Consider the following 26,982-nt stretch of genomic DNA (forward strand, 5'->3'; position numbering starts at 1 on the left):
CGCCGATGGGATTGATCGCCGCCGTCCTGGCCTATTTGCTTCTCACGATCGCGATCGGGTTGCTCGCAGCCCGACGCGTCGGCAATGCGCAGGACTTCATGGTCGCGGGACGCTCGCTTCCGCTTTACATGAACTTCGCTTGCGTCTTCGCAACTTGGTTTGGTGCCGAGACCGTGCTTTCGGTTTCGGCCACCTTTGCCGGGCAAGGACTGCGTGCCATCCCGGGCGACCCGTTTGGGTTTTCGATCTGCTTGGTGCTCGTTGCGTTGTTCTTTGCACGAGCCTTCTATCGGATGGACTTGTTGACGATCGGCGATTTCTATCGCAAACGCTACGGACGCTCGATCGAGGTTTTGACGTCCGTTGTGATTTCCGCATCGTATCTGGGCTGGGCCGCAGCTCAGCTCACCGCACTTGGTTTGGTGATTTCGGTCCTTGGCAAAGGCATCGGCTACGAAACATTGACCATCAACAACGGCATCGTGATCGGTTTCACCATCGTCGCCTTTTACACGGTGATGGGCGGCATGTGGTCGGTGGCTTTGACCGACATGATTCAAACGTTCGTGATCATCATCGGTCTGTTGGTGGTGTCGGTGTACATGGCTCATGCGGCCGGCGGTGTATCCGTTGTCATCGAGTCCGCTCGCGAATCGGGGCGTCTGCAGGTCTTTCCCGACTGGGGGCAATCCGGTCAGTGGTGGATCTACATTGGCGGATTCCTGACCGCGGCCCTGGGTTCGATCCCGCAACAGGATGTCTTTCAGCGTGTCACCAGCGCGAAAGACGAACGCACCGCCATGACGGGAACCTTGCTGGGTGGGATGTTCTACTGCATGTTCGCATTTGTCCCGATGTTCATCGCGTACGCGGCGGTCGTGATCGATCCGGATCACTTGCAACAATTCAACAGCGACGACCTCCGCGAAGTCCAGCGAACACTTCCGCACGCGGTCATACAGTCCACCCCGTTCTGGGTGCAAACGGTTTTTCTAGGTGCTCTGGTCTCGGCGATTCTATCTACCGCCAGTGGCACGTTGCTCGCACCGAGCAGCCTGATCGTCGAAAACGTCATCCGTCCGTTTCGGTCCGACCTCGACGACAAAAACATGTTGCGGTGGCTGCGAATCGTCTTGCTGATGTTTGGTGCATTGGCGTTGCACCAAGCCTTGACCAGCAACAACACGATGTACGAAATGATCCAGCAGGCGTACAGCGTGCCGCTCGTTGGTGCCCTGGTTCCCTTGGCCGTTGGGCTCTATTGGAAACGAGCGACCACTCGGGGAGCGATGGCGTCGATCGTGTCCGGCGTGGCAACCTGGTTGGCGTTCGAATACATGTTGCCCGAATTCCTGATCCCCTCGCAACTGATGGGGCTCGCCGCCAGCTTTCTCGCAATGGTGGTCGTTTCGCTGCTGGACAAATTTGAAAACATTCGGCCTGATGCTGTGCAGCGTTGACTTGCTGATCGCGTGTGTTCGCCATTTTTGCGAACGGGTTCACGACTCGCTTTGTTCCAAAGCATCGGCGGGAACGTCAGGTACAACCTGACCTACGGTTTAGGGGACTTCACCGCTCGTGCTGCTGCACGATATCGAGATGGACTTCTCGCATTGGCAACCAGAAGTCGTTCTTCATCTTCGGGTCGTTGGAACGCACGACGTTCAAACTGATTTGCAGTTTTTTGAGTGCCGTGTCGAATTGGCTTTTCGTGCACGCCAATCGCTCGATCGCACGCTTGCGAAGCGGCCCGGTGTAATCCGCTTCCAAACGAATCAGCTCAAAGATTTCTTGGCAGAGGACATCCAATTCGTGGACGGGCTGGTACGCCTCGGCATAATGCACTTCACGAAAGTGCTGCATTTCCATCAACACCGCGTCCCCGCCGCGCACCTTCCCGTAGAAAACTTCCGCGGGATAGGTTTGCGGGATGCGAGTCTTCCAATCCCAGACGGCCGTCACCTTGGGGCTCCAACCGCCCGCCTTGGGTTTGTCTTCCGACAAATCGGTGTTGTCCCACAACGACGGGTACGGCGAGTTCTTGCTGCCGAAGACGGTGCAGACCTTGCTCTTCAGCACAAACTTATAAGCCTGTCCAAACGTCTTGATCATGGGATCGCCTCTCGAATCAATCGACGCGCTGCGTGATCTCGATCAAGTGGTAGCCGAACTGAGTTTTGACGGGGCCGTGAACCTTGCCCAGTTCACCGCTGAATACCACTTCGTCAAACTCTTTAACCATTTGGCCAGGGCTGAACGTTCCCAACGCTCCACCGGACTTGCCGGACGGGCAGGAGGAAAACTCCGCGGCGATGGCACCGAAATCCTGTCCTTTTTCGATCTGATCTTTCAGATCCTGACAGGCTTCTTCGGTTTCAACGAGAATATGTCGTGCACTTGCAGTGGCCATGATGTCTCTTGGGTTGTGTTCCGTCGTGGGGTGGTAAGGGGCCCGGCGGAGGTCGAAAGTCGCTCGCCAGCTTCGGCCACCATGGTGGCTTGCCCGCTGCAGTTCGAAAACCCCTGCTGAAGACGCCTTTCAGGGCGAACCGTTTGTCGGACGACGGAATCTTCGCCGAAGTGCGTTCGCACCAGTTTCCACGACGCCACCGGGCCTAACGGCCATCGGCTCATTGCTGCAGCTTGATAAAGTGGTGTGCCCCGCTGCTGCTTCCCGCCTGCTTGCAGCATGGTTTCGATATGGGATAGGTTCGAATGCCGCGAGACCATCCATCGGAGCGAAAGAGTGGCGGGCTCGATGAAATCCCGTCCCAAGCGGATTCAACGCAGCCTCTTTCCCGACTCGCGAAAAGATTCCTTGGTTCCTGCCCACGCCGTCTCACCCGATCGACACCATGATTTCCCGACTTGTTTTTCAACCACTCCTGATCAGCCTTGTCACACTCCTGACCTCGCAGGGACTCTCCTCCGCGAAAGAGTGGTCCGTGCCGGTGGCGGGCAACGCGTTCCGCACTCAGCCTGAACCCGGCGGTCGGTCGATGCGACGCGGTGGCTCCCTACGACTCCGCGATTCGAGCGAAGTCCACTCCGTCTACTTTCACGTCGATGACGCTCACACGCTCGAGCTAGGACTGAAAGGCAACGCGAGCGATCACCCCGCGACAATCCTCGCGACCGTCGAGGAAACCAAGCTCTCCTGTGATCTGCAACCAGGATCCGCCAAGACCTACCCGCTCGGCGAAATTCAGGTCGAGAATGCGGGCTACGTTCGGGTCGACCTGCAACTCGCGCCGGCAGCCGGGGGCAACCCTTCTGGATCCACACAAATCACGGATCTGGTGGTGACATCCGACGACGCCGACCTGCAACTCGACTATGTACAAACGAACGATGGCAACATGTTCTATTGGGGACGCCGAGGTCCATCAGTCCACCTCTCCTACCGATTACCACGAGGCACGGATCTGACCTACGCCTACAGCGAGATCATGGTCCCCGTCGGCGAAGACCAAATGGGCACCTACTTCATGGCCAACGGTTTTGGCGAAGGCTACTTCGGCATGCAGGTCAACAGCCCCACCGAACGCAAAGTCCTGTTCTCCATCTGGAGTCCTTTCCGCACGGACAACCCCAACGAGATTCCTGACGAAGACCGAGTCGAGACGCTTGCAAAAGGCGACGGTGTGATCGCCAAGGACTTTGGCAACGAAGGATCCGGCGGGCAAAGCTTCTTTGTCTACCCATGGGAAGCCGGCAAGACATACCGTTTCCTGACCGAAGTCAAACCCGATGGCGATGGCAACACGCTGTACACATCTTGGTTCGGTGATAAGGCGAAGAACGAATGGCGTTTGGTAGCGACCTTCCGACGCCCCAAGACGGACAAGCACCTCACCGGCTTCCACTCCTTCCTCGAAAACTTCTCAGCAGAACAAGGCCATCTGGAACGATCGGCTCACTACGGCAACCAATGGGTCTGCGATGTGAACGGCAAGTGGCACGAAATCACGCGAGCCAAATTCACGGGTGACAACACTGCTCGCGGTCGTCATCGACTGGACTATGCCGGCGGAAGCCAAGACGAACACTTTTTCTTGAAGAACTGTGGCTTCTTCTCGGAGACCGTTGATCTGGATCAAACTTTCGAACGAAAGTCCACCGCAGGCCAGCAGCCTGAAATCAACTGGGATCAGTTGCCACGCTGATCCATCGCAACGCCACTCTCGTAGAGGACGACGCAAAGAATCCCACGCATGGGTCGTGCGACCGGACTCGCGGCCTCGTCCACTACCATTCAAACAAGAATCACTCATGGATGAAATCGTCTATCACGACCGATACACCGGCGAAGACCGCATCGAAAAAGTGTATGGCGACAAGGCATTGCGATGGACGTACGGCACCATTGCCGGACGTCTTTCGCTTTCGCTGGTCGTGAAACGAACGTTGTTCTCGCACTGGTACGGTTGGCGAATGGACCAACCGAAAACACGCGAGAAGATCGCTCCGTTCATCAAGGAGTATGAACTGGACTCGGATGAGTTTGTCCGCGACGTGGACGAGTTTGCCAATTTCAACGAGTTCTTTTTTCGAAAGCTGAAACCGGAAGCTCGTCCGATTGATGCGGCTGCCGACTCGGTGGTCTTCCCCGCCGACGGCCGTCACCTTTGCATTCCCGACCTATCAAAATGCGAAGGGCTGTTTGTCAAAGGCGAGATGTTTGATCTGCCAACGCTCCTGCAAGATTCCGCCCTCGCCGACCGCTATGCGAGCGGCAGCCTGCTGCTTTCGCGGTTGTGCCCGGTCGACTATCACCGCTTTCACTTTCCCGCCGCCGGTGTCCCCGGTGAGAGCCGTCTGATCAACGGTCCACTCTATTCCGTTAATCCAATTGCCTTGCGTCAGAACATTCACATTCTGACCAGCAACAAACGCTGCCTCACGCAGCTCGAAACGGAATCTTTCGGAACAGTGCTATTGCTTGAAATCGGCGCCACCTGCGTGGGCAGCATCCAACAGAGTTACTCGCCCGGTGAAACCATCTCCAAGGGCGACGAAAAAGGCTACTTCCGATTCGGTGGTTCCTCGACCATGGTTTTGTTCGAACCCGGCCGCATCCAATTCGACGCGGACCTCATTGAAAACTCTCGCCAACATCGCGAACTCTACGCTCGCATGGGCGACCATTTGGGGAATCGACCTGCCAATTCCATCTGAGCCAAATTTTCAATTTTGATGTCCCGATTCGTGTTCTCGGTTCGTCACCCTCACAAATGACGTGGCTATGTTGCCACTGTCGAACCCGAAACCTTCGTTTGAAAGAACACCGATGCCAAAATTCATGTTTGTTTATCGCGGCGGCTGCGACGAGATGGAAAACGCCTCTCCGGACGAGATGCAAAAAGTCATGCAACGGTGGATGGACTGGATCCAAGACGGGATGAAAGCCGGTTGGTTGCTTGATGGTGGCGACGGACTGAAACCCGAAGGCGCAACCGTCAATCCGGATCTGTCCGTCACGGATGGGCCGTTCACCGAGTCGAAAGAATTGGTTGGTGGCTACTCGATGGTTCAAGCCGAGAATCTCGCCGCCGCAGTGGAACTGGCCAAGACGTCACCGATCATCCATCACAAAGGTGCCATCGAAGTTCGCGAATTGGCGAATGTGGGCCAGCCCGAAGAAGCATGACCGATTCAAGCGGCCATTTGGTCGAGCACTTTTTTCGGCACGAGTCCGCCCATTTGATTGCGGTGCTGACTCGTGCCTTTGGGATCCGTCGAATCAACTTGATCGAAGACATGGTTCAGGTCGCCATGCTAGAGGCGATGAACGCGTGGAAGCAAGGCGGAGTGCCTGACAATCCAACTGCGTGGATCCATCGCGCCACCAAGAACCGAATCCTGGATGCATTGCGCCGCGAAAAGACGTTGGCACAAGCGATCTCTTTGGCGGGACCATCGCTGGACGTCCAAGAGGACACCGTGGATCACTGGCTAAGCGAAGAACAATTGCCCGACAGCTTGCTGCGGATGATGTTTGTTTGCTGTCACCCAACTCTGAACCGTGAGACGCAGATCGCGCTGACGCTGAAAACACTTTGTGGCTTTGGGTACGCCGAAATCGCTGCCGGATTGTTGCTGCCACTCGAGACGATCAAAAAACGAATCGCTCGTGCCAAACGTTCACTCTGCGAAGCCAATGTCGCGGTGGAATTGCCCAGCCCTGACGAGATTGCACAGCGCCGCGGCGTCGTTCACGATGTGCTGTATCTGATGTTCAATGAGGGACACAACACCTCACACGGATCCCAGCCCATCCGAGATGACATTTGCGAAGAAGCAGCAAGACTGTGTCATCTGCTGAGCGAAAGCGAACATGGCTCGCGCGCCACGAAAGCTCTGCTGGCACTGATGCTGTTTCAAGCAGCCCGCTTGGAATCACGAACCGACGAACAAGGCAACGTGATTCTCCTGGAGGACCAAGACCGTTCGAAATGGGATCGGCGACTGATCACCATCGCGCAACATGAGCTGGCTGGCTCGAAGATTGATTCGCCGACTACGTACCACTGGGAAGCAGCCATCGCGATGCAGCACTGCATCGCCCCAAGCGTAGAAGCCACCGACTGGTCAACGATCGTTCGTTTTTACAATCGCCTGCTTGAGATCCACCGGTCGCCGATTTACGAACTCAACCGAGCCATCGCGAGGGCTCAAGCAGGCCAGATCAACGAGGCACTGAAAGAGCTGCAAACGCTCCAGCAATCCGGTGCAATGCAGACCTATTTGTTGCTGGATTGTGCAATCGCCAGAGTGCATGAACTGGGCAACCACACCTCACAGGCAATTGACGCCTATCTGATCGCGCTGTCCAAAGCCAAAGCTGATCACGAGAAACAACTGGTCGAAACGAAACTGCGAAAGCTACAACAGGCGTAGAACGAAAAAGCCCTCGCAAGAGAACTTGCGAGGGCTATTCGTTGATTCGTTTGGATCAAGTGACCCGCTGGATCAATTGGCTGGACGACTTGACTGAACTACTTGTCAGTGAAGTCCAAGAACCACCAACCATCGTCCCATTCGAGCGAGACTTTACGCCATCCCAAAGGAACTTGTGGGTAGGGGTAGAAAGGTCCGATGTATGGGAAAGCCGATGGGCTGTACTGTTGTGGGTACGTCAGTGCAGCGTAGTTTGGATACGCTGCGTAGCCTGGCCATGCGTAGTTCGGCAGGTTTGGCGAATCGTAGCGAGGTGCTCCGACGGGTGCGGCAGGAGCCATTGGAACGGGTTGTCCCATGACAGGTGCGTGAGCCATTGGTGCAGGTGCTGCTGGCACGCCGGCTCCATGAGTCACCATGCTACCGGGCACGACCATTTCGCCGTTGATCATTTGTCCGCCAGCTTGTCCGTACGAAACGGGACGAGCTTGGACTTGACCACGGTTAGCTGGTGGCAAAGGCTGCAATCCACCGGTGCGGTGAGAAGCAGGTGTTGCAACCAAACCGGTGTTCGAACCAGCCTTCACGCTCATCAGATCGCGAACGCCGCGTGCTCCAGGAGCGTGACGAGCGATTTCGGCGATCAGTTCACGTTGCGATGCCGAAGCAGCTTCGCCGGTGATTTCGACGATGCCGTCGTATGCGTTGACGTCGACGCCGAAGTCTTTCAAGTGACCGACCGATTGGGCTTTGCCCAAAGCAGCGGCGACCGATTGCGTGATTGCTTCGTCGCTGTTGGCTTCGCCGCCAGCGTTTTCCCAAGCAGCCACGGTGCGAGTTTGCGAGTCAGCGGCTGCTTCGCCGGCGACTGGTGAAACCGTACCAGGAACAACTTCTTGAGCTTCGGTTTCCAAAGCACCTTTGAAGTCAAACGCTTCAGCTGGCTCAACAGCTGCGATTGCAGCGGCTTTGGGTTTGTAAATCTTTGCTTCGAGAACTTCGAGTTCGTTAACAACATTGACAACGCCGTCGACGTCTTTCAAAGCGGCCAAGACCAAGTCTTGTTGCTCCGAGCCATCGACGGTGCCGCGGAACAATACCACGCCGTCGTTGACTTTCATGTCGAGGTTGAAGTTCTTCAGCTGGCCTGCATCACGGCTGACTTTGAGCCGTTGCATGACTTGTTGTGCGATCTCGCGATCACCGCCAAAGGCCTGAGCAGGCCCCAGCGTGGCAATCGCGGCCATCGCCAGTCCAAAATATTTGCGTCGCATGGAAATGCCTCCCTACAGTCCTTTGTGAGGTGTCATTCACCGACCGCCGTGCTCGTGGCAAAAAAGGAACGGCCGACAGCCGGTCCGATCGGTGCTATGGACTGTTTCGGTTGTAACGAGGCCTGAACGGCAGTTTTTTTCCGATTTTGTGGATAAATCGACGCGCACCACGATCGACGGCGAAAGAGAAACCGCGGCGCAAACGGGCTCAATTCAAATTCAACCGGCCGAGAAAAATCGCTTGTTCGTCCCGCCACTGCCAATCGGAATCTCCATCCTCGCGCCGCACTTGGGGCATCCGCCGCGATACGCGGTTCGCTGGTCGTTGCGGTAAATGCGACCATAGGTTTGGCAACATCGGAACTGAATGCCTAAGAACGGCCGTGGGTTTCCCGGCGTTCCGTCACGTCCCGAAGCCGAATCGGACGCGTTGGACTGATCGCGTACGTCGTGCACAACATCGAGATGTTTGCCAACGTTTGGGTGCGGAGTGGGATCGACCATGGTTGTCCCCCCAAGACCGAGCAAGGAACGGTCGGGAAAGAGGTGTCAGTTGTCTTTTGCCAGAACAAGCTGAAATATTGGCCTCGTGTTGGGTCGAAAAACCCGCTCGGAATCGCCTGGTCCACAAACCACTTCGTCAACCAACCGGCTCAGGAGCTCGGTTCGCCCGAGGATTCTGACTCAGGTTCTCGCAACTGTTCGATCGCCAATCGCAATTGCTTGCGAGCCCGATTCAATCGGCTGCGAACGGTACCGATGGACAGTTCCAAAATCTCAGCCATTTCCTCATAGGAAGATTCGTTCATCTCTCGCAAGACAAGAATGCTGCGGTGCTCATCGCTGAGTTGCCGCAGAGCCAATTGCACCAACGAAACGTCATCCTGGCGAATCATGTTCGCATCGACGGCCTCGCCGCCACAAACGACTTCTTCGCCGATTTCCTCGCGCTGCTGGTCCAGCGAGAGGCGAACCTTCTGGCGGCGCTTTCGCGACAAAGCGATGTTGAACGCGACTCGATACAACCAAGTGAAGAACTGGCTATTTTGCTGGAACGTGTCCAGTTTAACGAATGCCCGAATGAAGGCCTCTTGAGTCACTTCTTCGGCATCATGGACCGAACCGGTGACGTGAATCATGGCGTGATGCAGCCGGTCTTGGTGACGGATCACCAAGCCTTCAAAGGCGGACGCGTCACCTGACAGCGCCGCTTCGATCAACGCCCCTTCGTCAGTCGGCGCGAGATTCGCCGCGGTGCGTTCGTTTCGGTTCGAGCTGGCTTCGTCCACTTCCCCTCAACTTGATGATCGTTCGCTGGGTAGTCAGTTTAACTCAAACGAGTCGCCCTGTTGCAAAGCATCTGGGTCTTTCCTGGATGCCTGAGCCTCTCGAACGTCCTCATCGAAATGATCCGAGACTCCGCCGTTGCCACTTTCATCGCCCATCGGAGGAAACGATTCCCCGTTTTCATCCAACCACAACGGAATCGTTAGAACTCCGAAAAACGAAACAATCAACCCAACCTGAGATGCTTGCTCGCTGGGCCACACTTGAGACGCCACCAAACCCCGCCACAGCAACAATTGCACGCTCGTGGCAACCGGCAAACTGACAGCAAAACGTCCCAGTGAATCTCGTGATTGGGCGAATTCACACATACCAAGAATCTTCGCGAAAACCGCCGCGAGCAATATCACGCCCATCACCGCTTGCCAGCCCACCACGATCGCGGGCACCGCGATCAGAATCATCAAATCAATCAACCTCTTCGTTGATGATCCAAGGGGATCCATTTTCATGTCCGCCGATGGACAAAAACTTTTTGCCAACACACGAGCGAAAAAGCCCGCCGCCACGAGCGATGTTAGCAAACGCAATCCGATTTGAACCAAAGTCACCGACCATTCCGCACCAGTCGTCATCCACCCGCTCGGCGGCCAAGTGCCAATGCCCGCCGGCATCGATTCACCAACGAGTTGCCACGGAACGACCATCGCTTGCGGAAACGCAAACATCCCGCCAATCAGCGTCACTGCCGCGAATAATGTCAATCGTGAGGGCAACGCTTTTCCATCAAAGCGTATCAGGCCCATCGCCCAAGCGGTTGCCAACGCCACCACGTGATACAGGATCAACGTCAACAAATCAGCGTCAACAATCGGTGTCCACATCCAATTCGGCCGCACCGAATCACCGAAATATGGCAAGCTCCAACGCGTCAACTCAGTCGCACCAACCAAAGCGAATGTGATCCCGACCAACGTTTCGACGATCGGGTAGCGTGACGAAATCGGAAGCCGGCAATCTCGGCATCGCCCGCTCAACCACAACCAACCAAAGATCGGCACATTGTCACGAGCCCGAAGCCGATTGCGACACCTCGGACAGAACGAATGGCCGTTCACGTTCAAACGTTGAGGCAATCGCCAAACGACCACATTAAGAAAGCTGCCGACGCTCGCCCCAACCACCAAGAAAAACGTAAAAATAACCACGTCATTGGCTCGCGGCATCAACAAATCGACCACGCGAAAATGCGGGTGTGCCCCCGAGATCCACAGCGCAGACAACCACACATAAGCCGCCGATGCGAGCAGATACCCGATCAGCAAGCAAACGGCGAGAATTCGATACGGTGAGCGTCGTCGCGACAAAATTGCATGGCCCTTGGCGTGTCCGCACACTCTACTAGCCAAGCCCCGAACTGACGACTCCCATCCAATCCCCATCGCTCATGACTTCCACGCTCCCTCCCCAGCGTCATCAATTCGCCAACGACCACCCGCCCCGGCATGAGGGGGATTACGTCGTTTATTGGCTGATCGCCCAACGGCGGCTGCACTGGAATTTCGCGTTGCAACATGCGATTGACCGGGCACTCGAATTTGAAAAACCGCTGCTGATCTTCGAACCCCTGCGAGTTCGCTACCAATGGGCCAGCGACCGGATCCACCGGTTCATCATCGAAGGCATGCGAGACAACGCTGCGGAGGCGGAATCATTGCCGGTGGTGTACTACCCGTACGTTGAACCCAAACCGGGTGTCGGCTCGCCACTGCTTCACCGACTCGCCAAACACGCTTGCACGGTCGTCACTGATGAATACCCGTGTTTCTTTCTGCCGCACATGATCGACGCGGTGAAGGACAAACTGCCCGCCCGTTTGGAATTGATCGATTCCAATGGAGTTCTCCCACTGCGAGCGGCTGAGAAGACTTACACGGTCGCACACAGTTACCGGCGATTCATGCAGAAAAACATTCTGCCCGCGCTCGAGCAGTTGCCACTCGCCAACCCACTGGATCGAAACAGCAACCGCCCTGCCCTGCCCTGCCCCGATGGCGAATCGATGGCAGAACGCCGAAAGAAATTGCTCCCGTCCAAGATCCTGTCCAAATGGCCTGCCGCTGATTTAGAAAAGCTGCTCGGCCAAGATGGCTTGTCGGAAATTCCAATCGATCATTCGGTTCGTCCGTCCCAAGCGACGCCCGGCGGAACGGTGGAAGCCACCCGTCGCTGGCAAGAATTTTTGAACAAGAAACTGTCTCGCTACAACGACGACCGCAACCATCCCGATGAACACGCCACGACGGGCCTGAGCCCTCATCTGCACTTCGGTCACATTTCGGCGCACGAAATGGTTTCTTCGATTTTGGAACACGAGGGTTGGTCCGCAGACCAAACGTCCAAACCCAACGGCAAGAACCATAGCTTTTGGAACGTCGGCGAAAACGCGGAAGCCTTGCTCGATCAACTGCTGACCTGGCGAGAGATCGGATTCAATTGGTCGTTCCAAAATCCAGACACGTATGACTCGCTGGAATCGTTGCCGGATTGGGCGCAGAAGACTCTGAATGAAACGCGTGATGACGAGCGTCCCCATCTTTACACGCTGGCGGAGTTTGAGAATGCCGAGACGCACGACGAAATTTGGAACGCGGCGCAGCGTGAGTTGGTGGAAACCGGCGAGATGCACAACTACATGCGAATGCTATGGGGCAAGAAGATTTTGCATTGGACCCAAACGCCCGAAGAAGCTCTTGAGTTCATGATTCACCTGAACAACAAGTATGGGCTGGATGGTCGCGATCCCAACTCATACTGCGGCATCCTTTGGGTGCTCGGCCGCACCGACCGAGCCTGGGGTCCCAAGCGTCCCGTCTTCGGCAGCGTCCGCTACATGACCAGCGACAGCACCCGCAAAAAGCTCAAGCTCACCAAGTACCTCCAGCGGTTCGCCGGATCGAACAAGAAGTAGGGACAGAGCGAAAATCAAGTGGCAGAGGCTTTCAGCCTGTGATTGCGCGGAACTCAGGTTGGAAGCCTGAGTCAAATTTTCACCGCTCAAAGGGATCGGACCGAATGAAGTGAATTCCGGCAGAAGAAACGATCCGCCCGTAACCGACTGAGGTCCTCAGTCGGCGTATCCACCACCATCGCTGCAAGCGATGGCCCCTCAGCAAGCACGTGGCAACGAGTGAGCCAACGGCTCTGGCGTCGCTGAGATTCGTTTGCCGACGGAGGGCCTCCGTCGGCGACATGGAAAGGAAGCCGATAAACGGCTGACACCTTACGAGCACGCGAAACGGGTATCGCCTGGCGACGGGCGGCAAACAACTGACGTCGCTCCGCGACTGGTCGCGGAGGCACAACCGCGGAGCGGTGAAATCTGTCAGCCTCGGGTTTCAACCCGAGGTTTAAATCGTTCCGCCCATTTGAGAAGCCGCGGAGTGGCGACAGGTGGTTGAGACACACGACCAACTGACGTCGCTCCGCGACTGGTGAGATGGTTATGCGCTGATGGTCCTTGGGTTGAAACCCAAGGCTGGCCGGATGCCGTCGCTCCGCGACTGAAGACGAGGAGGCACAACCGCGACGCTGGTTTTCATCGGCTGACGCCAATGCCGACAACCTGCCGGCACTTCATGGCCTTGACCTCCTTTGCGAGGTCGTTCGTTGCCAGCCCCCCGTAGCCGACTGAGGCCCTCAGTCGGCGTATCCACCACCATCGCTGCAAGCGATGGCCCCTCAGCAAGCACGTGACAACGAGTGAGCCAACGGCTCTGGCGTCGCTGAGATTCGTTTGCCGACGGAGGGCCTCCGTCGGCGACATGGAAAGGAAAACACCCCAAATTGGCCTCCTCGTTTCGGTTAGATTAGGTTCGCTCTTCCAGGGCAATCTCTTTGAATTCTCCATCATGTCGCGCATCCACCCGAGACTCCTGAAGCATCATGAAAGTATCCCTTGCGGTCTTCTTGGCACTCACCCTGACCATCTCCATCCAAGCAGAAGAACTTCCTGACGTCGCCGTCGCGGGGGAAGACGCGTTGGTGTCGTCGCAACAAATCTTTGATCTTGCTGACAAGCCCACCAAAGAGAGTCATGCGTCCACCATTGTCGAGACACCAACCGGGCTGGTCGCGGCTTGGTTCGCGGGCACTCGCGAGCGTGACCCTGACGTCGGCATTCGTGTTTCTCGCCATGAGAACGGCCAGTGGACTGAGTCGGTCGAGGTCGTCAGCGGTGTCCAGTCATCGACGCTCCGCTATCCCACCTGGAATCCGGTGCTGTTTCAGCCCAGCGAAGGCCCGTTGATGCTGTTCTACAAAGTCGGTCCGAACCCACGGGAATGGTGGGGCATGCTCACGACTTCCCAGGACGGTGGCAAAACGTGGTCCTGGCCAACCAAACTTGGCGAAGCCCACACGATCGGACACCTCCTTGGACCAGTCAAGAACAAACCGGTTGAGCTCGCCGATGGAACGATCTTGTGCCCTTCCAGCACCGAGATCGAGTACGCGGATGGATCCTCCCACTGGCGAGTTCACTTCGAGGTCACCAAGGATCTCGGCAAGACTTGGGAGGTCATCGGGCCAATCCAGACCGGCGAAACGTTCCATGCGATTCAGCCAAGCATCTTGACCTACCCCGACGACCGTCTGCAGATCCTCTGCCGCAGCAAAGAGAAACGCATTGTTGAAAGCTGGTCCAAAGACGGCGGAAAAACCTGGAGCACGCTCACCGCGACCGACTTGCCCAATCCCAATTCCGGCACCGATGCGGTGACACTTCAAGACGGACGGCAAGTCTTGATCTACAACCACTCCGAAGGCCTTGTGAGACGGAAAGACGCTCCCGACCTGAAGCCTCGCCGGATTCTCAACTTGGCGATTTCTTCCGACGGCAAAACTTGGAAACCTGTGCTGACGCTGGAACATGAGACGGGCCCCCATCCGAAAGATTCAGATCGCCGCCGTCACTTCGGTGAGTACAGCTACCCGGCCATCATCCAAACCTCCGACGGGATGCTCAACATGGTCTACACGTACAACCGCGAAGGCGTCAAACACGCGGTCGTCGACCCAAGCAAGCTCTGAGCACACCCGTCTTTCGATCTCGCGAATGATTCACCAAGTGACGTGCGCCAGATGAGGAAGAACTGCTGCGCAGCGACAATCTCGCAACAATCGCCTGCCAACCAACCGTAGCCGACTGAGGCCCTCAGTCGGCAAAACCACTATCAATCGCTGCAAGCGATTGGCCCCCAGCAAGCACGTGATAGCAAGTGAGCAGACGTTTGGGGCGTCGCAAATGCTCGTTTGCCGACGGAGGGCCTCCGTCGGCTACTTGAAGCCTCCGTCGGTTACTTGGTCGCTCACGAGATCTCGCTCTCGTGGCCTGCGGCGGCCAAGGTTTTGAATTAAGTTTTGGCTCTTCCTCCGAAGTACCCTCACGCTTTCCTTCCCAGTTCGCCACCGTGCTTCTCCCGAAGTACTCTCGCATCGCCTTGATCGCGTTCGCATTGTTCGCAAGCGTCAGCGGCGAGGCCGTACGCACGCAGTCAACTGCACCGTCAGGTCAAACGGGACTGCCGTCGTCGCTGCAATTCGCATCGGAGGGCACACGTTTTACGACGCGTTGCTGAACAACGCTGCTTGGCGATTCCATTGACCAAGATCGCAGCCCCTCACCAGTTCCAACGAAGGAGGTGCTCGCGATCTTTGATCAACAAATAATTCGCCCCCAACACGGGAGCCGCCCAGGTCGGTGAATCCGACACAGTGTAAGTCGCTTTGGCTTGGTATTCTTCGGCGGCCGCGTCGATGACACGCAGTTCACCGCTGTCCGTCAGCGTGATAATGTGGCCGGGAATCGCCAAGAACGTGGCGTGGTCGCCCAAGCGGGGACGGCCTTGCCAAGGGACGCTGCCATCGTCAGCGTTGATGCAGAACAATCGCCCACTGTCGTAGTGAGACAAACCGAACAGACGACCGTCATTCATCACCGCGGTCGACATGTTCATTGCCAAGTCTTCCAGCACCCAGGCTTCTTCTACGATCCAGCCATCGTCTGTCTTCGTTGGACGCAAGGAACGGATTCCGCGGTTCTCGGCACCGATGATGATCGTGTCGCGATGCTGGACCGGCGTCGGGGAATTCTGGTCCGGGTCAACATGCTTCAACGCATACGACCACAGCCATTTTCCGGTCTCAACATCGACACCGGCAACGTCGTCACGATTCCAATCGATGACCTGGCGAACCCCGTGCAACTCCACCACCACGGGTGAAGAGTACGAGATCGGCTTGTCGCCCTGCGACCAAATCGTTTCGCCCGAGGCAACATCGAAGGCGTACAGAGCACCGGTTTCATCGTTGCCCAAATGGATCAGCAGACGATTCCCATCCACGACGGGTGAGCAACTGGCGCCCCACTTTGGATGATTGATCGAAAATCGCTTTCGCTCATCACGCTGCCAGAGTTGATCGCCCGATTCCGCGTCCCAGGCCGTCACGACGCCGTTGATGCTGGCCGTGAAGAGGCGTCCGTCCGCCATCACCGGATTGGCTTTGGGCCCTGCCCCGTGCCGCTCCCCGCCGCCACCGATTTCAAAGGGCACCGGCCAGGATCGCTTCCAAATCTCGCCTCCCGACGCGAGGTCAAAGCATGTGATCACTTCGTCCTCGCCTTGACGAGCATGTTGGTACACACGGTCGCCGCTGACCAAAGGCGTCCCATAGCCTTCGCCAACATTGATCTTCCAAGCCAATGACAGTTGCTCGGGCCACGACTCAGGTGGCGAAAAATCGGCCACCCAACCGTTGCGATGCGGGCCCAACCAACCGGTCCAGGCATCCCCCGCAGTCGCCGAAGGAATGGAGTTCGCAACAGGCAAGAGCGTGCAGGCCAGCCACACGAAAACGCATCGGGGACCGTTGATCATGGAATCACCAAAATTCGAAAGCGAGCCAGGACAGGCTGATGCTCTCTCGAGGGTCAGAAACAAATTGTCATCACATTGAAAGGGATGAACATTCAAACGACCAAGCCGCCCTGTCTACAAGCCACCCTGTCTTTGGGAGCCAAACTCTCGACCTGGATGATCCTGAAACTTCAGGACGTCCAAGTTCTGTCCAGGGCGTTTGAAAACGCGGGTTGGGTGGAGAGTGAACGACCGGGGCGTGATGGATTGAAAAAGTGAAATTGACAATTGCAAAATGCAAAATTGATTCGCTGGGCAGTCGCGTTTTCGGGGAAGGACGGACGTCCGATTCCGGCAAAAGTCATTGGCCCCGGTGGACTTAGAAGTCATGCCGTTTTTGGGTGCCGTATTGCCAAGCGTCTCTCAAGGTGCAATCCAGGAATAAAATTGGCACCCGCAATCAGAGCGTCAATGGCGACGGCTTGTCGACTCAACAGTCTCTCGGGGCTTCCGCCCCGAGCTAAGCACGACGGCCCCATCCGGGGCGAAACCCAGACGCTAGCCGCCATTTATTTTTCGAACGTCCGAAGGGAGGATGAAGCTAACCTGCACGACCTCTTTCAACGGGCAAGGTTTACCAGAGGTTGCGAGACCCGCATTTCAAAATGCCGTCCGAACTCCTGAAATGGTTTCTTGCGGATGCTCTCGCCAGACGCCCGGCAACGCCGGCGAATCACTCGCGAACGGGCATTCGGACGACTTGGCCGCTGATGGCGGGCAAAGCTTCGATGTCGGTGGTCGCTCGTGACGCGGCACCTTCGCTGGCTTCGTGAGTCATGATCACCAACGGCACGGTGTTCTCCGCCGCGTTGGCTTCGTCTTTCGACTTCGGTTCGTGCTGGATGACCGACGCGATGGAAATCGAATGGCTTGAGAGCACACCCGCGATCGCTGCCAATGTTCCTGGGTCGTTGGCCACTCGCAATCGCAAGTAGTACCGACCTCGCAGCCGATCGACATCTCGCTGGGCCGTCCGTGGAGGACGCTCCGCCGAAAAGTACTCCAGCGTTTCAAACGTGATTGGCGTGCGTCCCACGGCGGTGTCGATGACATCGGCGACGACGGCAGACGCAGTTGGCATCTGGCCCGCACCCAACCCGTGATAGAAAACCGGTCCGACCGCATCGCCCACCACACGAATGGCGTTGAAGGCGTCACGGACTTCGGCCATGGGCGTGCCGATGGCGACCAAGGTCGGTGCAACGGACAATTCCAGTTCGCCATCGACCAAGCGAGCGGTGGCGAGCAATTTGATTCGATATCCAAGCTGGCGAGCGTAAACCAGATCGGCTGGATCCAGCCCATCGATGCCTTGGCGAGGAATGTCTCGCCAATCCACGGTGGCTCCGAAAGCCAAGTGTGAAAGGATTGCCAATTTTTGAGCCGCGTCGGTTCCATCGACATCCATCGCAGGATCGGCTTCGGCGTACCCCAATTCCTGAGCCCGTTTGACGGTCTCTTCGTAGCCGGCGCCCTTTTCGTCCATTTGCGAGACGATGAAATTGCTGGTTCCGTTGAGGATGCCCTCCAACGATTCAATTTGATTGGCCGACAAACACTGGCTGATGTTGGCAATGATCGGGATGCCACCGGCCACGGCCGCTTCGAACGCGATGCTGCGTCCGAGTTCGCGGGCTCGGGTGAACAATTCGGCACCGTGTTCGGCCAACAATGCTTTGTTCGCGGTGACAATGTCTTTGCCAGCTTCCATCGCCCGCAGCATGACTTCGCGAGCCGGTGACAACCCGCCCATCAATTGGATGACAACGTCGATTTCGGGGTCATTCAGGACGTCATCGATCGAATCGGTCAGGACTCCTTCGGGCAGATCAATTCCGCGAGGTTTGCTGAGATCGCGGACGACAGCCTTGGACAACCAAATGGTTTTGCCCGCGTGACGAGCGGTTCGATCGCCGTGATCGATCAACAAACGAGCCACACCGGCACCGACGGTCCCCATTCCGATGATGGCAACGTTGGTCCGGTCCGATGATTTTTGCTTGGTGGATGTAGCGTTCATGTGGGGGATGGTAATCAGAGCCCACGATCATTGAACACGGGGGTCATCCAGATTCCTCGACGAAGTCCACGGTACCGGACGGAGATTCCGGTCGGTCGGGTTCGTTCGGCCCCCAAAAAAGCATCCGCCATCAGAATGAGGCGGATTTGCTGGCAATCAAAAGAAAACGGCGGTGCAACGTGCCCAAACGCTGCCCCGCCGTTCTCATTTTCAATCGCAAGAAACATGCAGCCGGGTCTCGGTGTCGCAATCCCACACCACGACACGTGCCCCCGTCTGTCCGTTTCGGCCATAGCGTCGGGTCCTCCACTTGGTTGACCACGCCGGCTAGTCGTAATGTTCGGCATAACCGAGCCCCGAGCGAATGCAAATTCCTCTAGAAAGACGACTTCATCGGTCCACCGTGGTCGACCTTGCCGGTTAAGGCAATTCGGCTCGCCACATTCCAGATTTATTCACTTTCGATCTTGTGACCGATCCGATTGCTTTGAGAAACTTGAGCAAGATTCGAAACTTTCCGTCTCGAATATTCCCGACCAATCGCTTCCGCCGCTGCAAGGATGCTCCGATGGCAATCGGCCCCCTGACCGACACCACCACGTTGTCGATCGATCGCCTGTACGACCTCTATCACGCCATTGCTGAACGGGACCATGCGTTTCGTCTGCAAGCTCAATACGGCAGCACGCCGCCTCCCAAGGGGCATTGCGAATTCCGTCCGTTGGGACGCCAAACTTTCGTGCAACGCGTGCTGCACTACGACTCGCTTCCTGCCGAGGTGGGCGCCGCGTTCCGCGCCCGGTTGTCACGCCAAGCGGAAGCTTACGGCGTGGATCCTTTGAGCAAGACACTCAACAAAACTAACGCTGCCTGATGAGCGACAGAGGCCAAACGCTTCGGCAAATTTTGCGTGCCGCGCACTGTCGCAGCACGCATCATCACTTCGCCTTGGACGCAACTGAATTGGTGCAAACCGATTCGGGACAGCGTTTGGTTTCGCAATTGCTACGGCACCACACTCGCTATTTGGCGGGTGCAAAAGATCCCGACGTGCGTTTTCGCGATTTCCAGAATCACGTGGTGCATGTCGACGACGGCTACTGGGGCGGCGCACCACGCGTCGCTCACCAGTGGTACGACCGCTTGCAGCGTTACCTGCACCAATCACGTTTTGACGATGCGGCACATGCTGCCGGCGTACTCAGCCATTACGTGACCGATCCCATCCAGCCGCTGCACACGGCCCAGACGCCGATGGAAAAGGTTTTGCACCGACCGATTGAATGGTGCATCACTCAAAATTACTTGGATCTGCTCGCTCAGTGGCGACAGGATCCCACTCGAATCGTTTTCCAACTTTCCGACCAACCGGGATGGCTCGGCGAAGCGATCTTGCAATCCGCTCGTTTGGCGCACAGTCACTACCAAACACTGTTGGACAACTTTGATTTGGCGGCGTCGGAACATGATCCCAAACAAGGTCTCAACGAAGTTTCCCGTCGCATCGTTTCACAATTGGTCGGACTGTCTGTGACCGGCTGGGCTCGCATCCTCGAGCGTGCTGCTGCGGACGCTGAGCAGCGAAGCGGCCGCCCCATTCCCACGGCCGGCCTCTCGCTACCGATGGTATTTTCCGCGATCCGCGTGCCCGATCGCATGTGGCTGAAACGGATTACCTACAAAATCGAACGAGAAAAGGTGCAGCGGTTGGTCGATGAATTTCGACGAACCGGCGATGTGGAGCAAAACTTGCCCAGCGAAGTTCGCGTCTTGCAACGCGTGCGAACCATTTACCATCGCGAAAAAGAATACCGTCAGGCAAAGGCCAAACTGGCCGCCGCCCGCGAAGCGTTGGTGGCGTCCGAAGCAGCCGAACGCCAATCCGAATCGCACGATGCAAACGTGCTGCCGTTTGTCAGCACCGAAGACAACGTTCGATTGCATGTGGCTGACCCGTTGGTCGACGCACCATCAATCGGCAAAAAGACCGCTGCTCGATTCGCAGGCATCGGCATCCATACTGTGGGTGACTTTTTGAAAGCCGACGAGAAAACCATGACGCGGCGATTGGCCACCCGCTGGATCACGGTCGACACGATTCATGCTTGGCGTTGCCAAACGATGTTGATGTGTCAACTGCCATCGATGCTGGCCCGCGAAGTTCAACTGTTGGTCGGGGCGGGTTACACGACGACCGATGCGCTCGCGAAAACCGATGTGACGACGTTGCAATCCGCGATCGAGACTTATTCGGCGACCTACTCGGGTCGTCGATACTTACGCGGGGCGAACCCACCGACATTGGACCGATTGGAAATCATCATCGGCGACGCTGCTCACGCAATGATCAAACTCAAACGCGATAACGCGATGCACCACAGCGACTCGGAATCAACCGAATCGTCCAGTGCAGCTCAATCCCAACTTCAATCAGCCGGCCAGCCGCAGCAGTCGCCTCAGCGACGTGCTGCCTGAGCGACCCGACCGATACGCCAACTCATTCGGCGGGTGTGACGTCCACTTCGATCATGCCATCATCGGTCATCGGGACCGGCTGAGCGATCGCTGACGTCGCCGGTGCTGGTTGCACAACGTCGTAGGACGCGGCTCCCATCGTTGACTGAACCGCCGCAGGATCAAACTGCCCCGATGTCAACGGACGCGGTGCGGAAACCTTCTCGGGATGACGACGCGGCTCAAGGAATCGTCCTAGCTCATACGCATCGCGTTCGGCTCCTGGGCACCAAGCTCCCTCGGTCAGGTCGACTTGGTTGTACGCCAGCAACGATCCCTTTTCTCGATGGAAATCGCGAATCGCGAGGTTGTAGTTGCTGATCGATTGATAGAACTCCGATTCGCTGGTGACCACTTGCCGTTGTGCTTGCAACAGGAAGTTGATGTTGTCGGTCCCGTCACGATAGCGGCGACGCAAAACCTCAACCTGACGCAAATCGGCCAGGTAACGGTTGTAGTTGGTTTCAACCAATTCGAATGTCAAGTCGATGGCACGTGCCGCGTCGGACAAATCGTGGCTGATCCGCAATTCGGTTTCCGCCAAAACGGCTCGTTCACGTTGCAAGTTCAGTTTGGCGTGAGCGACTGCGGAACTCGCGGCACGCAATCCAATTGGTGCCAAAAACTCGACGCCAGCGGTCCATTCTTGATAGTTTCCGCCGGTGATCGAATCGACCAAGTTGTCGTTGAGACCTTGATCGCCGGGTCCGATCAAATTGTCACCCAAACCTCGCCAACGATACTGGCCAACAAAGTCCACCTGCGGACGACGATTCAAACGTGACGCCAGCAATTCCATTTCACGGCGTTTGACCGTGAACTTTTGGCGACGCACTTCGACGCGGCGGTCGAGAGCTTGCCCCAAAGCACTTTGCCAATCGAACACCACTTTCGCGTTGAGTGGATCGCTGGTCGGACGCAACAGTGATCCATCCGTCGCTGGCAAACCGATCAGGTATCGCAACGCTTGTTCGCGAGCGTACAAACCGGTTTCGCCGGCCAGAGCCGATTTGACTTGAGCTTCGAATTGGTAGTACTGCGAACGTGCTTGAGCTTCTTCGTCGCGCCGGCCTGTACCGACTTCCAATCGCACCTGTTGGTACTGGAACGTTTGCAACGCCGACTCACGACCTTTCGCATTCGCTTCCAGCAAACGATAAGAGGTCGTCAGGTCCCAGTAGGCTTGCTCGACATCGGAAACCAACTGGATCACAGCGGCTTCGAAATCAGCCAAGGCAACGTCTTCGTTGACTCGAGCAATCAGAACACCGTTGTACTGGCCGATGGCTCCGCTGGCCCCAGCCGATCCGGCGATCCGGTTGTATGTCGTTCCGGCACCTCGCATCAAAGGCTGACGATACTCGGCTTCGAGGAAACCGATGAAATCGCTTTGAAATTGGCGGAATGGACGGTTGTTGCGGTCGTATCCGACATTGCTACGCAAAGCGAACTGGGCACCGGTCGCGGTGCGTTTGGACAGTTCGTTGGCGAACGTTGCTTGGGTGGCTTGAAATGTGGTCGGTGTGAAAGCCGCACCAAGCCCACCGGTTGCGATGTTCTGAGGTTGATCGAGCTTGTTCCAGAACAACGATTGGCTGTACTGAGCGTCGAAGTTGGCCAGAGCTGCTTCGACACCCCCCAACGGATCCGCGTGAGCCAAGCCTGGCGTGAAGACCGTCGTCGCGGATTGAGGAGCGCTCACCACCGCGCCACCAATCGTTCGCAGCACGGGACTGGATCGCAATGCTTGCTGGACCGCTTGCTCCAGCGTCAACTCGACGCTGGGCAGATTGGCCGGGTCTTCCAGCGTATTGGGCTGAACCGCAGACACGGCAGCCGAGATGACTGGCGTGGCACATTGGTTGACCTCGGGGTACTCGATCCGCATTGCCGAATGGTCATGATACGACGTTTTGGTGTCGTGAGGACCGTCCGGGATTTTCTGCGCCCAATGGCATCCGCTGGTCAGCGTGGATGCCGCCACCGCGACACCCAGCCAAGAGGCCAAGCGACGACGACGGGTTTGTTTGCGCGAAGAGAGAGACGTTTGCCGATCCATGGCAATCTCGATTCCATATCAGGATGGTTCCCTCTGCTCACACCAACATCCTTGTCGGTGCCCAGTCGCAGAGGCGGATAGTTTCGTTGTCAAATCACTCAGCACTAAGGCAGAGCGATGATTCCGCCCGCAATTGCGGCGGCTTCTACAACAACAGCACGCCGTTCAAGCGGCGGACGCTGCATCACGCAAGGAGCCGATGAGCCGGCCCGGTAGTAACCCTTGCTATAAACGATGTCGCACGGTTCCTGAATCGTTGCCAAGTAAGGCAACATTGGAATCGTTGTGAAGAACCGAGCACCAGCGGCGATCGGTTGCATGCATCCCCATCGTTCGTGACCGTGTCGTTCCAACATTCGGTCTTCGAAGTACAACGGATGCGAATAGGTGTTTGGTGCAGCCCAAGGCAGTACCGCCCCCGCTGCCACCATTCCGCGAGCGAATGGTTCTTCCGGCAAAGCGATCGCAGCAACGTCTTCGGTGGAATCAAAATCATCCGGCAGACGACCGTTGCCAATCGTCGATGTATCCAAAGAAACCGCTCGGAGCGAAGGCAACACAATGCGGCCACCGGTCACATTGGGCAGTCGTTCGCTGATGAACGGCTGCGAGAACAACCCGTCTTCATCCTTTTCTTCTTCCTTGGCGTCCGCGATAATTTCATCCCGCAGCGACATTCGGTCTTTGCCGTTGACGGCTTCCGCACGATCGCTTTCCGCACCGGTGCGTAGCAAATCTCGCAAACGCTGACGACGAGCCTCATCGGCATTCGCTGGTGCAGTATCGCTTGGCACGTCGCTCGCTGCGGCTGAATCGGCGACCACATCGTCGTCAATCATCGCAAAACCGGCAGCGGCGAAGAAGCCACTGGGTAGCGACGCCACGTGTGCATCTGGAGTGGTCAACGCCATCGGTTCGTCAGCGGTGCCAACAGCCACGGTCGAGGCCAAGCATCCTGACAATACCCACGCGAACGTTCGCCGACTTGGCCGGATCCCCCGGACCCAACGCACCATTTCGTAAAATCGTTTGACCGAGAACTCTGCGAACATTCTCGATGTGTTACGACGACGGACGGGGCCATCACCGAACCACCAATCCCATGTAGATTCCAGCATTGCGATCGTCTTCCTTGACGGGTCATGCAAAAAGTGAAAGCTCGTTCAAACAACGACCTTCCCGTGCATCCTTCGGGTCGTGATAAACAATCACTCCAAAACAGTTGATCCACCTTGCGCGTTTGTTACGCCGGATCGACACACATCCAGCACAACCCGCACAAACGGACCCGAACGATTGCCAGAGACAATTAGGGACCTCGACGACCCCCGGCTCTCGCCCTACCGAAACCTTCGACACCGTGAAACTGACGACGGCTTCATCGCCGAAGGCAGTTTGGTGGTTGGACGACTGCTGCAAAGTGACCTCGGCGTTCAATCCGTGCTGATCCACACCGGTCGCGAATCGAAGTATTTGCCACTGATTCCTGACAGCGTTCCCGTGTACTTGATCGATCGAGAACTCGGCAAAGAGTTGGCCGGTTACGATTTCCATCGCGGTGTGCTGGCACATGGCTTCAGTCCCGCCATCGAACCACTGGAGAAATTTCGCGACTCACCCCAGTCCTCGCTCGCATTGGCACTGGTGGGGCTGAGTGATCCCGAAAACGTGGGCAGTCTGCTTCGCTCCGCCGCGGCATTGGGTGTTCGCGACATCCTTCTGGGTCCGCACACGATTTCACCCATGACCCGTCGCGTCATTCGAGTCAGCATGGCATCGGTGTTTCGTCATCGCTTTTATCGTTTCGACAATCCAGTGGGACAACTGCGAGATTTGGCAAACGCGGGCATCGCATCGATCGCGACGCTTTTGGATGATACCGCGATTCCATTGATCGATCTTTCTAACGCTATCCAGTCCAAACGACGAATTCTGATGGTTGGCAACGAGGCCAATGGCTTGCCCCGCGAGATTGCCGAAGCCGCCACCCACCGCAGCACATTGCCAATGCGAAACGACACCGACAGTCTCAATGTGGGGGTCGCATCAGCCATCTTCCTCTACGAGCTGACTCGATTGCAGGACGCTGATCATGGAAACGGCTGATGTGCATGACTTGCTGTCGGCGCTGATTCATCATGCAAAACAGCGGCCCGACGAAATTGCCTTGATCGATTCCCAAACGGGCGCCGCCGCTTTCACTTGGAGCGAACTGACTTGCCGCGTCGATGCGACCGCGATCATGTTGCGGTCGAAATTCTCAGAAGCGACCACGACGAAACGCTTGACCTATCGATGCACCAACCGCCCCGAGGATGTGGTGCTGTCTCTGGCCTGCGTTGCTGCTGGATTCACAGAGATCCCGATCGACGCGTTCTTGCCCGCCCCACAACAAGACGTCTTGATCAAACGATCCAAAGCGTTGCACTGGGCTCACGAAATCCATGCGAATTCGATTCACTCGAGCAAGGTGGCGGATGCGATCTCGAACTTAGAAACGGCAGCTCGCGACGTTGACATTCACTCGCCATCGTTGGTTCTTTGGACGAGCGGCACGACCTCCGAACCCCGAGGCGTGATGCTGTCCCAGCACAATCTGACCACCAATGCGAAGGCCAAACTGCTGGCGGTCCCTCAACACACCTCGGACCTGCGACTGTCGTTGCTGTCCATCGCTCACGCTTACGCGCGAACCAGCGACATGGGAACGTGGTTGCTCTCGGGGTGTCGCTGGAGTCTCGGCCGAGGCCGGTCCACGTTGCGTTCGCTCCCCGAAAACCTCTGCCCGACTTTGATCAACGCTGTGCCGGTATTGATCAATGACATCTTGAATCGAATTGAATCCGGGCAATCCAGTTTGCAATCGCTGCGTTTGCTCGGATGCGGCGGCGTCGCAATGTCTCTCGGGCAATTCGAGCGATGCAAGCAAAACGGTATCGGTGTCATTCAGGGCTACGGCTGCACCGAAACGTCACCGGTGATCTGCAGTGCATCACCTGACAACGCGACTCCCAATCGAGTCGGTCCCTTGGTCGCAGGCTGGGAATCCAAGGTCGAACACGGGCGTCTGTTCGTCCGAGGCCCTGGCGTGATGATCGGCTACCTCGACGAGGAAGCCGCGACGCAGCAGAAGGTCTCGCCGGGCGGTTGGCTTGATACAGGCGACTTGGTTGAGATTCACGACGACGGTCAATTTCAAATCCTCGGTCGCGCCGACGATGTGATCGTGATGGACAACGGCTTCAAAGTCTTCCCCGCCACCATCGAACGGCAACTACTGCAGCTAGAGGGAATCGAACAAGCCGTCCTGCTCCATCACCAAGGCCAGCTTTGTCTGCTGCTCTCACACAGCCAACCCCAAGTTACCGCCGACGCTCCAACCGGCCGCGATCCAATTGAATCATGCTTGGCCGATAGCCTTCCGCCGGGAACAAGCGTGAAGCGACTCAAACTGTCCGAACCATTGTCCATCAAGTCAGGAGAACTCACCGCCAAGGGAACCCCTCGCCGACCAATCATCCGTCAGCGCCGACTCTCTAGCCCCCCGGATAGTCGCCCAAACCACTCTCGCGATCCATAACGGCCTGTTATCCGGAAACAATTCGTAGCAAGACCGTTCGCCATCTGTCGACGGGAAGCATCTACCGACATTGGTCCTCAAACCGAAGCCTGAAGAAGCTCGTTCAAATTCGGGATGCACGGACAACAAGCAAGTGCTGCTGGTTTCCTAGGCACGTTCGCGACTCTCGATACGGCATCCTCCCTGAACAAACGAACTCGGCTCGATCGTTTGTATCAAGCCTCAAAAAAACCGCTCTCGTCTGCGGGGGACCGCAACTCCCATAGACCCAGCAACGGGACTCTGTCCCCCGTTACCCGCGATTCTTGAGCTGAGAAGGCAAATACGACGCGCGGTTCAAAGTTGATTTGGCTTTCGAGTTGCGAGAGGGA

Annotated in this window: 22 protein-coding genes; 12 read left to right on the forward strand and 10 right to left on the reverse strand. The window is 56.9% G+C overall.

Going from position 1 to position 26,982, the window contains the following annotated elements; translation table 11 throughout:
* Positions 1–5: 5 nt before the first annotated feature.
* The gene (locus RB_RS17310) at positions 6–1,460 is read left to right on the forward strand and encodes a sodium:solute symporter family protein (RefSeq protein WP_011121872.1); all 1,455 of its coding nucleotides are present in this window, start codon (positions 6–8) and stop codon (positions 1,458–1,460) included.
* Between the two features lie 109 nt (positions 1,461–1,569).
* Here RB_RS17310 and RB_RS17315 read toward each other — a convergent pair whose 3' ends face one another.
* Positions 1,570–2,112, reverse strand: a complete 543-nt coding sequence (locus RB_RS17315) for an AlkZ-related protein (RefSeq protein ID WP_007329267.1) — start codon at positions 2,110–2,112, stop codon at positions 1,570–1,572.
* Positions 2,113–2,128: 16 nt separating this feature from the next.
* On the reverse strand, positions 2,129–2,410 hold the full coding sequence (locus RB_RS17320; protein ID WP_007329269.1) for a peptidylprolyl isomerase: 282 nt from the start codon (positions 2,408–2,410) through the stop codon (positions 2,129–2,131).
* Between the two features lie 445 nt (positions 2,411–2,855).
* Here RB_RS17320 and RB_RS17325 point away from each other — a divergent pair, with 445 nt between their 5' ends.
* The 4 genes from RB_RS17325 (at position 2,856) to RB_RS17340 (ending at position 6,900) form a co-directional block, all read left to right on the forward strand.
* Positions 2,856–4,166: a DUF3472 domain-containing protein gene (locus tag RB_RS17325; RefSeq protein ID WP_011121875.1), complete on the forward strand. Its 1,311-nt coding sequence runs from the start codon at positions 2,856–2,858 to the stop codon at positions 4,164–4,166.
* Positions 4,167–4,272: 106 nt separating this feature from the next.
* A complete protein-coding gene (locus RB_RS17330) occupies positions 4,273–5,178 on the forward strand; it encodes a phosphatidylserine decarboxylase (protein ID WP_164922152.1) in 906 nt (301 codons plus the stop codon).
* Positions 5,179–5,290: 112 nt separating this feature from the next.
* The gene (locus RB_RS17335; protein WP_231845731.1) at positions 5,291–5,650 is read left to right on the forward strand and encodes a YciI family protein; all 360 of its coding nucleotides are present in this window, start codon (positions 5,291–5,293) and stop codon (positions 5,648–5,650) included.
* Positions 5,647–6,900, forward strand: a complete 1,254-nt coding sequence (locus tag RB_RS17340) for an RNA polymerase sigma factor (protein WP_011121878.1) — start codon at positions 5,647–5,649, stop codon at positions 6,898–6,900. Before RB_RS17335 ends, RB_RS17340 begins: the two co-directional genes overlap by 4 nt.
* Positions 6,901–6,998: 98 nt before the next feature.
* On the opposite strand, the gene RB_RS17345 is transcribed toward RB_RS17340, so the two are convergent.
* From RB_RS17345 to RB_RS17360, 4 genes are all read right to left on the reverse strand, one after another.
* Positions 6,999–8,174: a BON domain-containing protein gene (locus RB_RS17345; protein ID WP_007329274.1), complete on the reverse strand. Its 1,176-nt coding sequence runs from the start codon at positions 8,172–8,174 to the stop codon at positions 6,999–7,001.
* Between the two features lie 219 nt (positions 8,175–8,393).
* A complete protein-coding gene (locus RB_RS17350; protein WP_007338712.1) occupies positions 8,394–8,678 on the reverse strand; it encodes a hypothetical protein in 285 nt (94 codons plus the stop codon).
* Between the two features lie 149 nt (positions 8,679–8,827).
* Positions 8,828–9,463 (reverse strand): RNA polymerase sigma factor, encoded by a 636-nt coding sequence (locus RB_RS17355; protein WP_007329277.1) that lies wholly within the window; start codon positions 9,461–9,463, stop codon positions 8,828–8,830.
* A gap of 33 nt (positions 9,464–9,496) precedes the next feature.
* Positions 9,497–10,858 (reverse strand): A24 family peptidase, encoded by a 1,362-nt coding sequence (locus RB_RS17360; RefSeq protein WP_164922153.1) that lies wholly within the window; start codon positions 10,856–10,858, stop codon positions 9,497–9,499.
* 50 nt (positions 10,859–10,908) lie between these two features.
* Between RB_RS17360 and RB_RS17365 the strand changes: the two genes are divergently transcribed.
* A complete protein-coding gene (locus RB_RS17365) occupies positions 10,909–12,432 on the forward strand; it encodes a cryptochrome/DNA photolyase family protein (protein ID WP_011121881.1) in 1,524 nt (507 codons plus the stop codon).
* Positions 12,433–13,406: 974 nt separating this feature from the next.
* Positions 13,407–14,552 (forward strand): sialidase family protein, encoded by a 1,146-nt coding sequence (locus RB_RS17370; protein ID WP_011121884.1) that lies wholly within the window; start codon positions 13,407–13,409, stop codon positions 14,550–14,552.
* A gap of 590 nt (positions 14,553–15,142) precedes the next feature.
* Here the strand turns inward: RB_RS17370 and RB_RS17375 are convergent.
* A complete protein-coding gene (locus RB_RS17375; protein ID WP_164922154.1) occupies positions 15,143–16,399 on the reverse strand; it encodes a PQQ-binding-like beta-propeller repeat protein in 1,257 nt (418 codons plus the stop codon).
* An 84-nt stretch (positions 16,400–16,483) separates the two neighbouring features.
* On the opposite strand from RB_RS17375, the gene RB_RS27790 reads away from it, so the two are divergent.
* Positions 16,484–16,657, forward strand: coding sequence for a hypothetical protein (locus RB_RS27790; RefSeq protein ID WP_007330065.1), 174 nt, complete (start codon positions 16,484–16,486; stop codon positions 16,655–16,657).
* A 454-nt stretch (positions 16,658–17,111) separates the two neighbouring features.
* Here the strand turns inward: RB_RS27790 and RB_RS17380 are convergent, their stop codons facing one another.
* Complete coding sequence (locus RB_RS17380; protein ID WP_007328879.1) at positions 17,112–18,458, reverse strand: homoserine dehydrogenase; 1,347 nt, start codon at positions 18,456–18,458, stop codon at positions 17,112–17,114.
* Positions 18,459–19,026: 568 nt separating this feature from the next.
* Here RB_RS17380 and RB_RS17390 point away from each other — a divergent pair.
* Positions 19,027–19,332, forward strand: coding sequence for a hypothetical protein (locus RB_RS17390; protein WP_231845733.1), 306 nt, complete (start codon positions 19,027–19,029; stop codon positions 19,330–19,332).
* Positions 19,332–20,933, forward strand: a complete 1,602-nt coding sequence (locus tag RB_RS17395; RefSeq protein ID WP_011121892.1) for a DUF4332 domain-containing protein — start codon at positions 19,332–19,334, stop codon at positions 20,931–20,933. Before RB_RS17390 ends, RB_RS17395 begins: the two co-directional genes overlap by 1 nt.
* Before the next feature lie 22 nt (positions 20,934–20,955).
* Here RB_RS17395 and RB_RS17400 read toward each other — a convergent pair whose 3' ends face one another.
* Together RB_RS17400 and RB_RS17405 are read right to left on the reverse strand one after the other, a co-directional pair.
* Positions 20,956–23,031: a TolC family protein gene (locus RB_RS17400; protein WP_011121893.1), complete on the reverse strand. Its 2,076-nt coding sequence runs from the start codon at positions 23,029–23,031 to the stop codon at positions 20,956–20,958.
* A 104-nt stretch (positions 23,032–23,135) separates the two neighbouring features.
* On the reverse strand, positions 23,136–24,149 hold the full coding sequence (locus RB_RS17405) for a hypothetical protein (protein WP_164922155.1): 1,014 nt from the start codon (positions 24,147–24,149) through the stop codon (positions 23,136–23,138).
* A 178-nt stretch (positions 24,150–24,327) separates the two neighbouring features.
* Between RB_RS17405 and RB_RS17410 the strand changes: the two genes are divergently transcribed.
* Positions 24,328–25,137: a TrmH family RNA methyltransferase gene (locus tag RB_RS17410; protein WP_164922156.1), complete on the forward strand. Its 810-nt coding sequence runs from the start codon at positions 24,328–24,330 to the stop codon at positions 25,135–25,137.
* Positions 25,124–26,611, forward strand: a complete 1,488-nt coding sequence (locus tag RB_RS17415; protein ID WP_011121898.1) for a class I adenylate-forming enzyme family protein — start codon at positions 25,124–25,126, stop codon at positions 26,609–26,611. Before RB_RS17410 ends, RB_RS17415 begins: the two co-directional genes overlap by 14 nt.
* Positions 26,612–26,982 lie beyond the last annotated feature (371 nt).

The organism is Rhodopirellula baltica SH 1, assembly GCF_000196115.1.
GTDB lineage: Bacteria > Planctomycetota > Planctomycetia > Pirellulales > Pirellulaceae > Rhodopirellula > Rhodopirellula baltica.

What these genes read in the sequence shown, in the direction of transcription:
- RB_RS17310 (WP_011121872.1), top strand. Translation starts at nt 6, where the DNA reads ATGGGATTGATCGCCGCCGTCCTGGCCTATTTGCTTCTCACGATCGCG.
- RB_RS17315 (WP_007329267.1), bottom strand. Translation starts at nt 2,112, where the DNA reads ATGATCAAGACGTTTGGACAGGCTTATAAGTTTGTGCTGAAGAGCAAG.
- RB_RS17320 (WP_007329269.1), bottom strand. Translation starts at nt 2,410, where the DNA reads ATGGCCACTGCAAGTGCACGACATATTCTCGTTGAAACCGAAGAAGCC.
- RB_RS17325 (WP_011121875.1), top strand. Translation starts at nt 2,856, where the DNA reads ATGATTTCCCGACTTGTTTTTCAACCACTCCTGATCAGCCTTGTCACA.
- RB_RS17330 (WP_164922152.1), top strand. Translation starts at nt 4,273, where the DNA reads ATGGATGAAATCGTCTATCACGACCGATACACCGGCGAAGACCGCATC.
- RB_RS17335 (WP_231845731.1), top strand. Translation starts at nt 5,291, where the DNA reads ATGCCAAAATTCATGTTTGTTTATCGCGGCGGCTGCGACGAGATGGAA.
- RB_RS17340 (WP_011121878.1), top strand. Translation starts at nt 5,647, where the DNA reads ATGACCGATTCAAGCGGCCATTTGGTCGAGCACTTTTTTCGGCACGAG.
- RB_RS17345 (WP_007329274.1), bottom strand. Translation starts at nt 8,174, where the DNA reads ATGCGACGCAAATATTTTGGACTGGCGATGGCCGCGATTGCCACGCTG.
- RB_RS17350 (WP_007338712.1), bottom strand. Translation starts at nt 8,678, where the DNA reads ATGGTCGATCCCACTCCGCACCCAAACGTTGGCAAACATCTCGATGTT.
- RB_RS17365 (WP_011121881.1), top strand. Translation starts at nt 10,909, where the DNA reads ATGACTTCCACGCTCCCTCCCCAGCGTCATCAATTCGCCAACGACCAC.
- RB_RS17370 (WP_011121884.1), top strand. Translation starts at nt 13,407, where the DNA reads ATGAAAGTATCCCTTGCGGTCTTCTTGGCACTCACCCTGACCATCTCC.
- RB_RS17375 (WP_164922154.1), bottom strand. Translation starts at nt 16,399, where the DNA reads ATGATCAACGGTCCCCGATGCGTTTTCGTGTGGCTGGCCTGCACGCTC.
- RB_RS27790 (WP_007330065.1), top strand. Translation starts at nt 16,484, where the DNA reads ATGAACATTCAAACGACCAAGCCGCCCTGTCTACAAGCCACCCTGTCT.
- RB_RS17380 (WP_007328879.1), bottom strand. Translation starts at nt 18,458, where the DNA reads ATGAACGCTACATCCACCAAGCAAAAATCATCGGACCGGACCAACGTT.
- RB_RS17390 (WP_231845733.1), top strand. Translation starts at nt 19,027, where the DNA reads ATGGCAATCGGCCCCCTGACCGACACCACCACGTTGTCGATCGATCGC.
- RB_RS17395 (WP_011121892.1), top strand. Translation starts at nt 19,332, where the DNA reads ATGAGCGACAGAGGCCAAACGCTTCGGCAAATTTTGCGTGCCGCGCAC.
- RB_RS17400 (WP_011121893.1), bottom strand. Translation starts at nt 23,031, where the DNA reads ATGGATCGGCAAACGTCTCTCTCTTCGCGCAAACAAACCCGTCGTCGT.
- RB_RS17405 (WP_164922155.1), bottom strand. Translation starts at nt 24,149, where the DNA reads ATGCTGGAATCTACATGGGATTGGTGGTTCGGTGATGGCCCCGTCCGT.
- RB_RS17415 (WP_011121898.1), top strand. Translation starts at nt 25,124, where the DNA reads ATGGAAACGGCTGATGTGCATGACTTGCTGTCGGCGCTGATTCATCAT.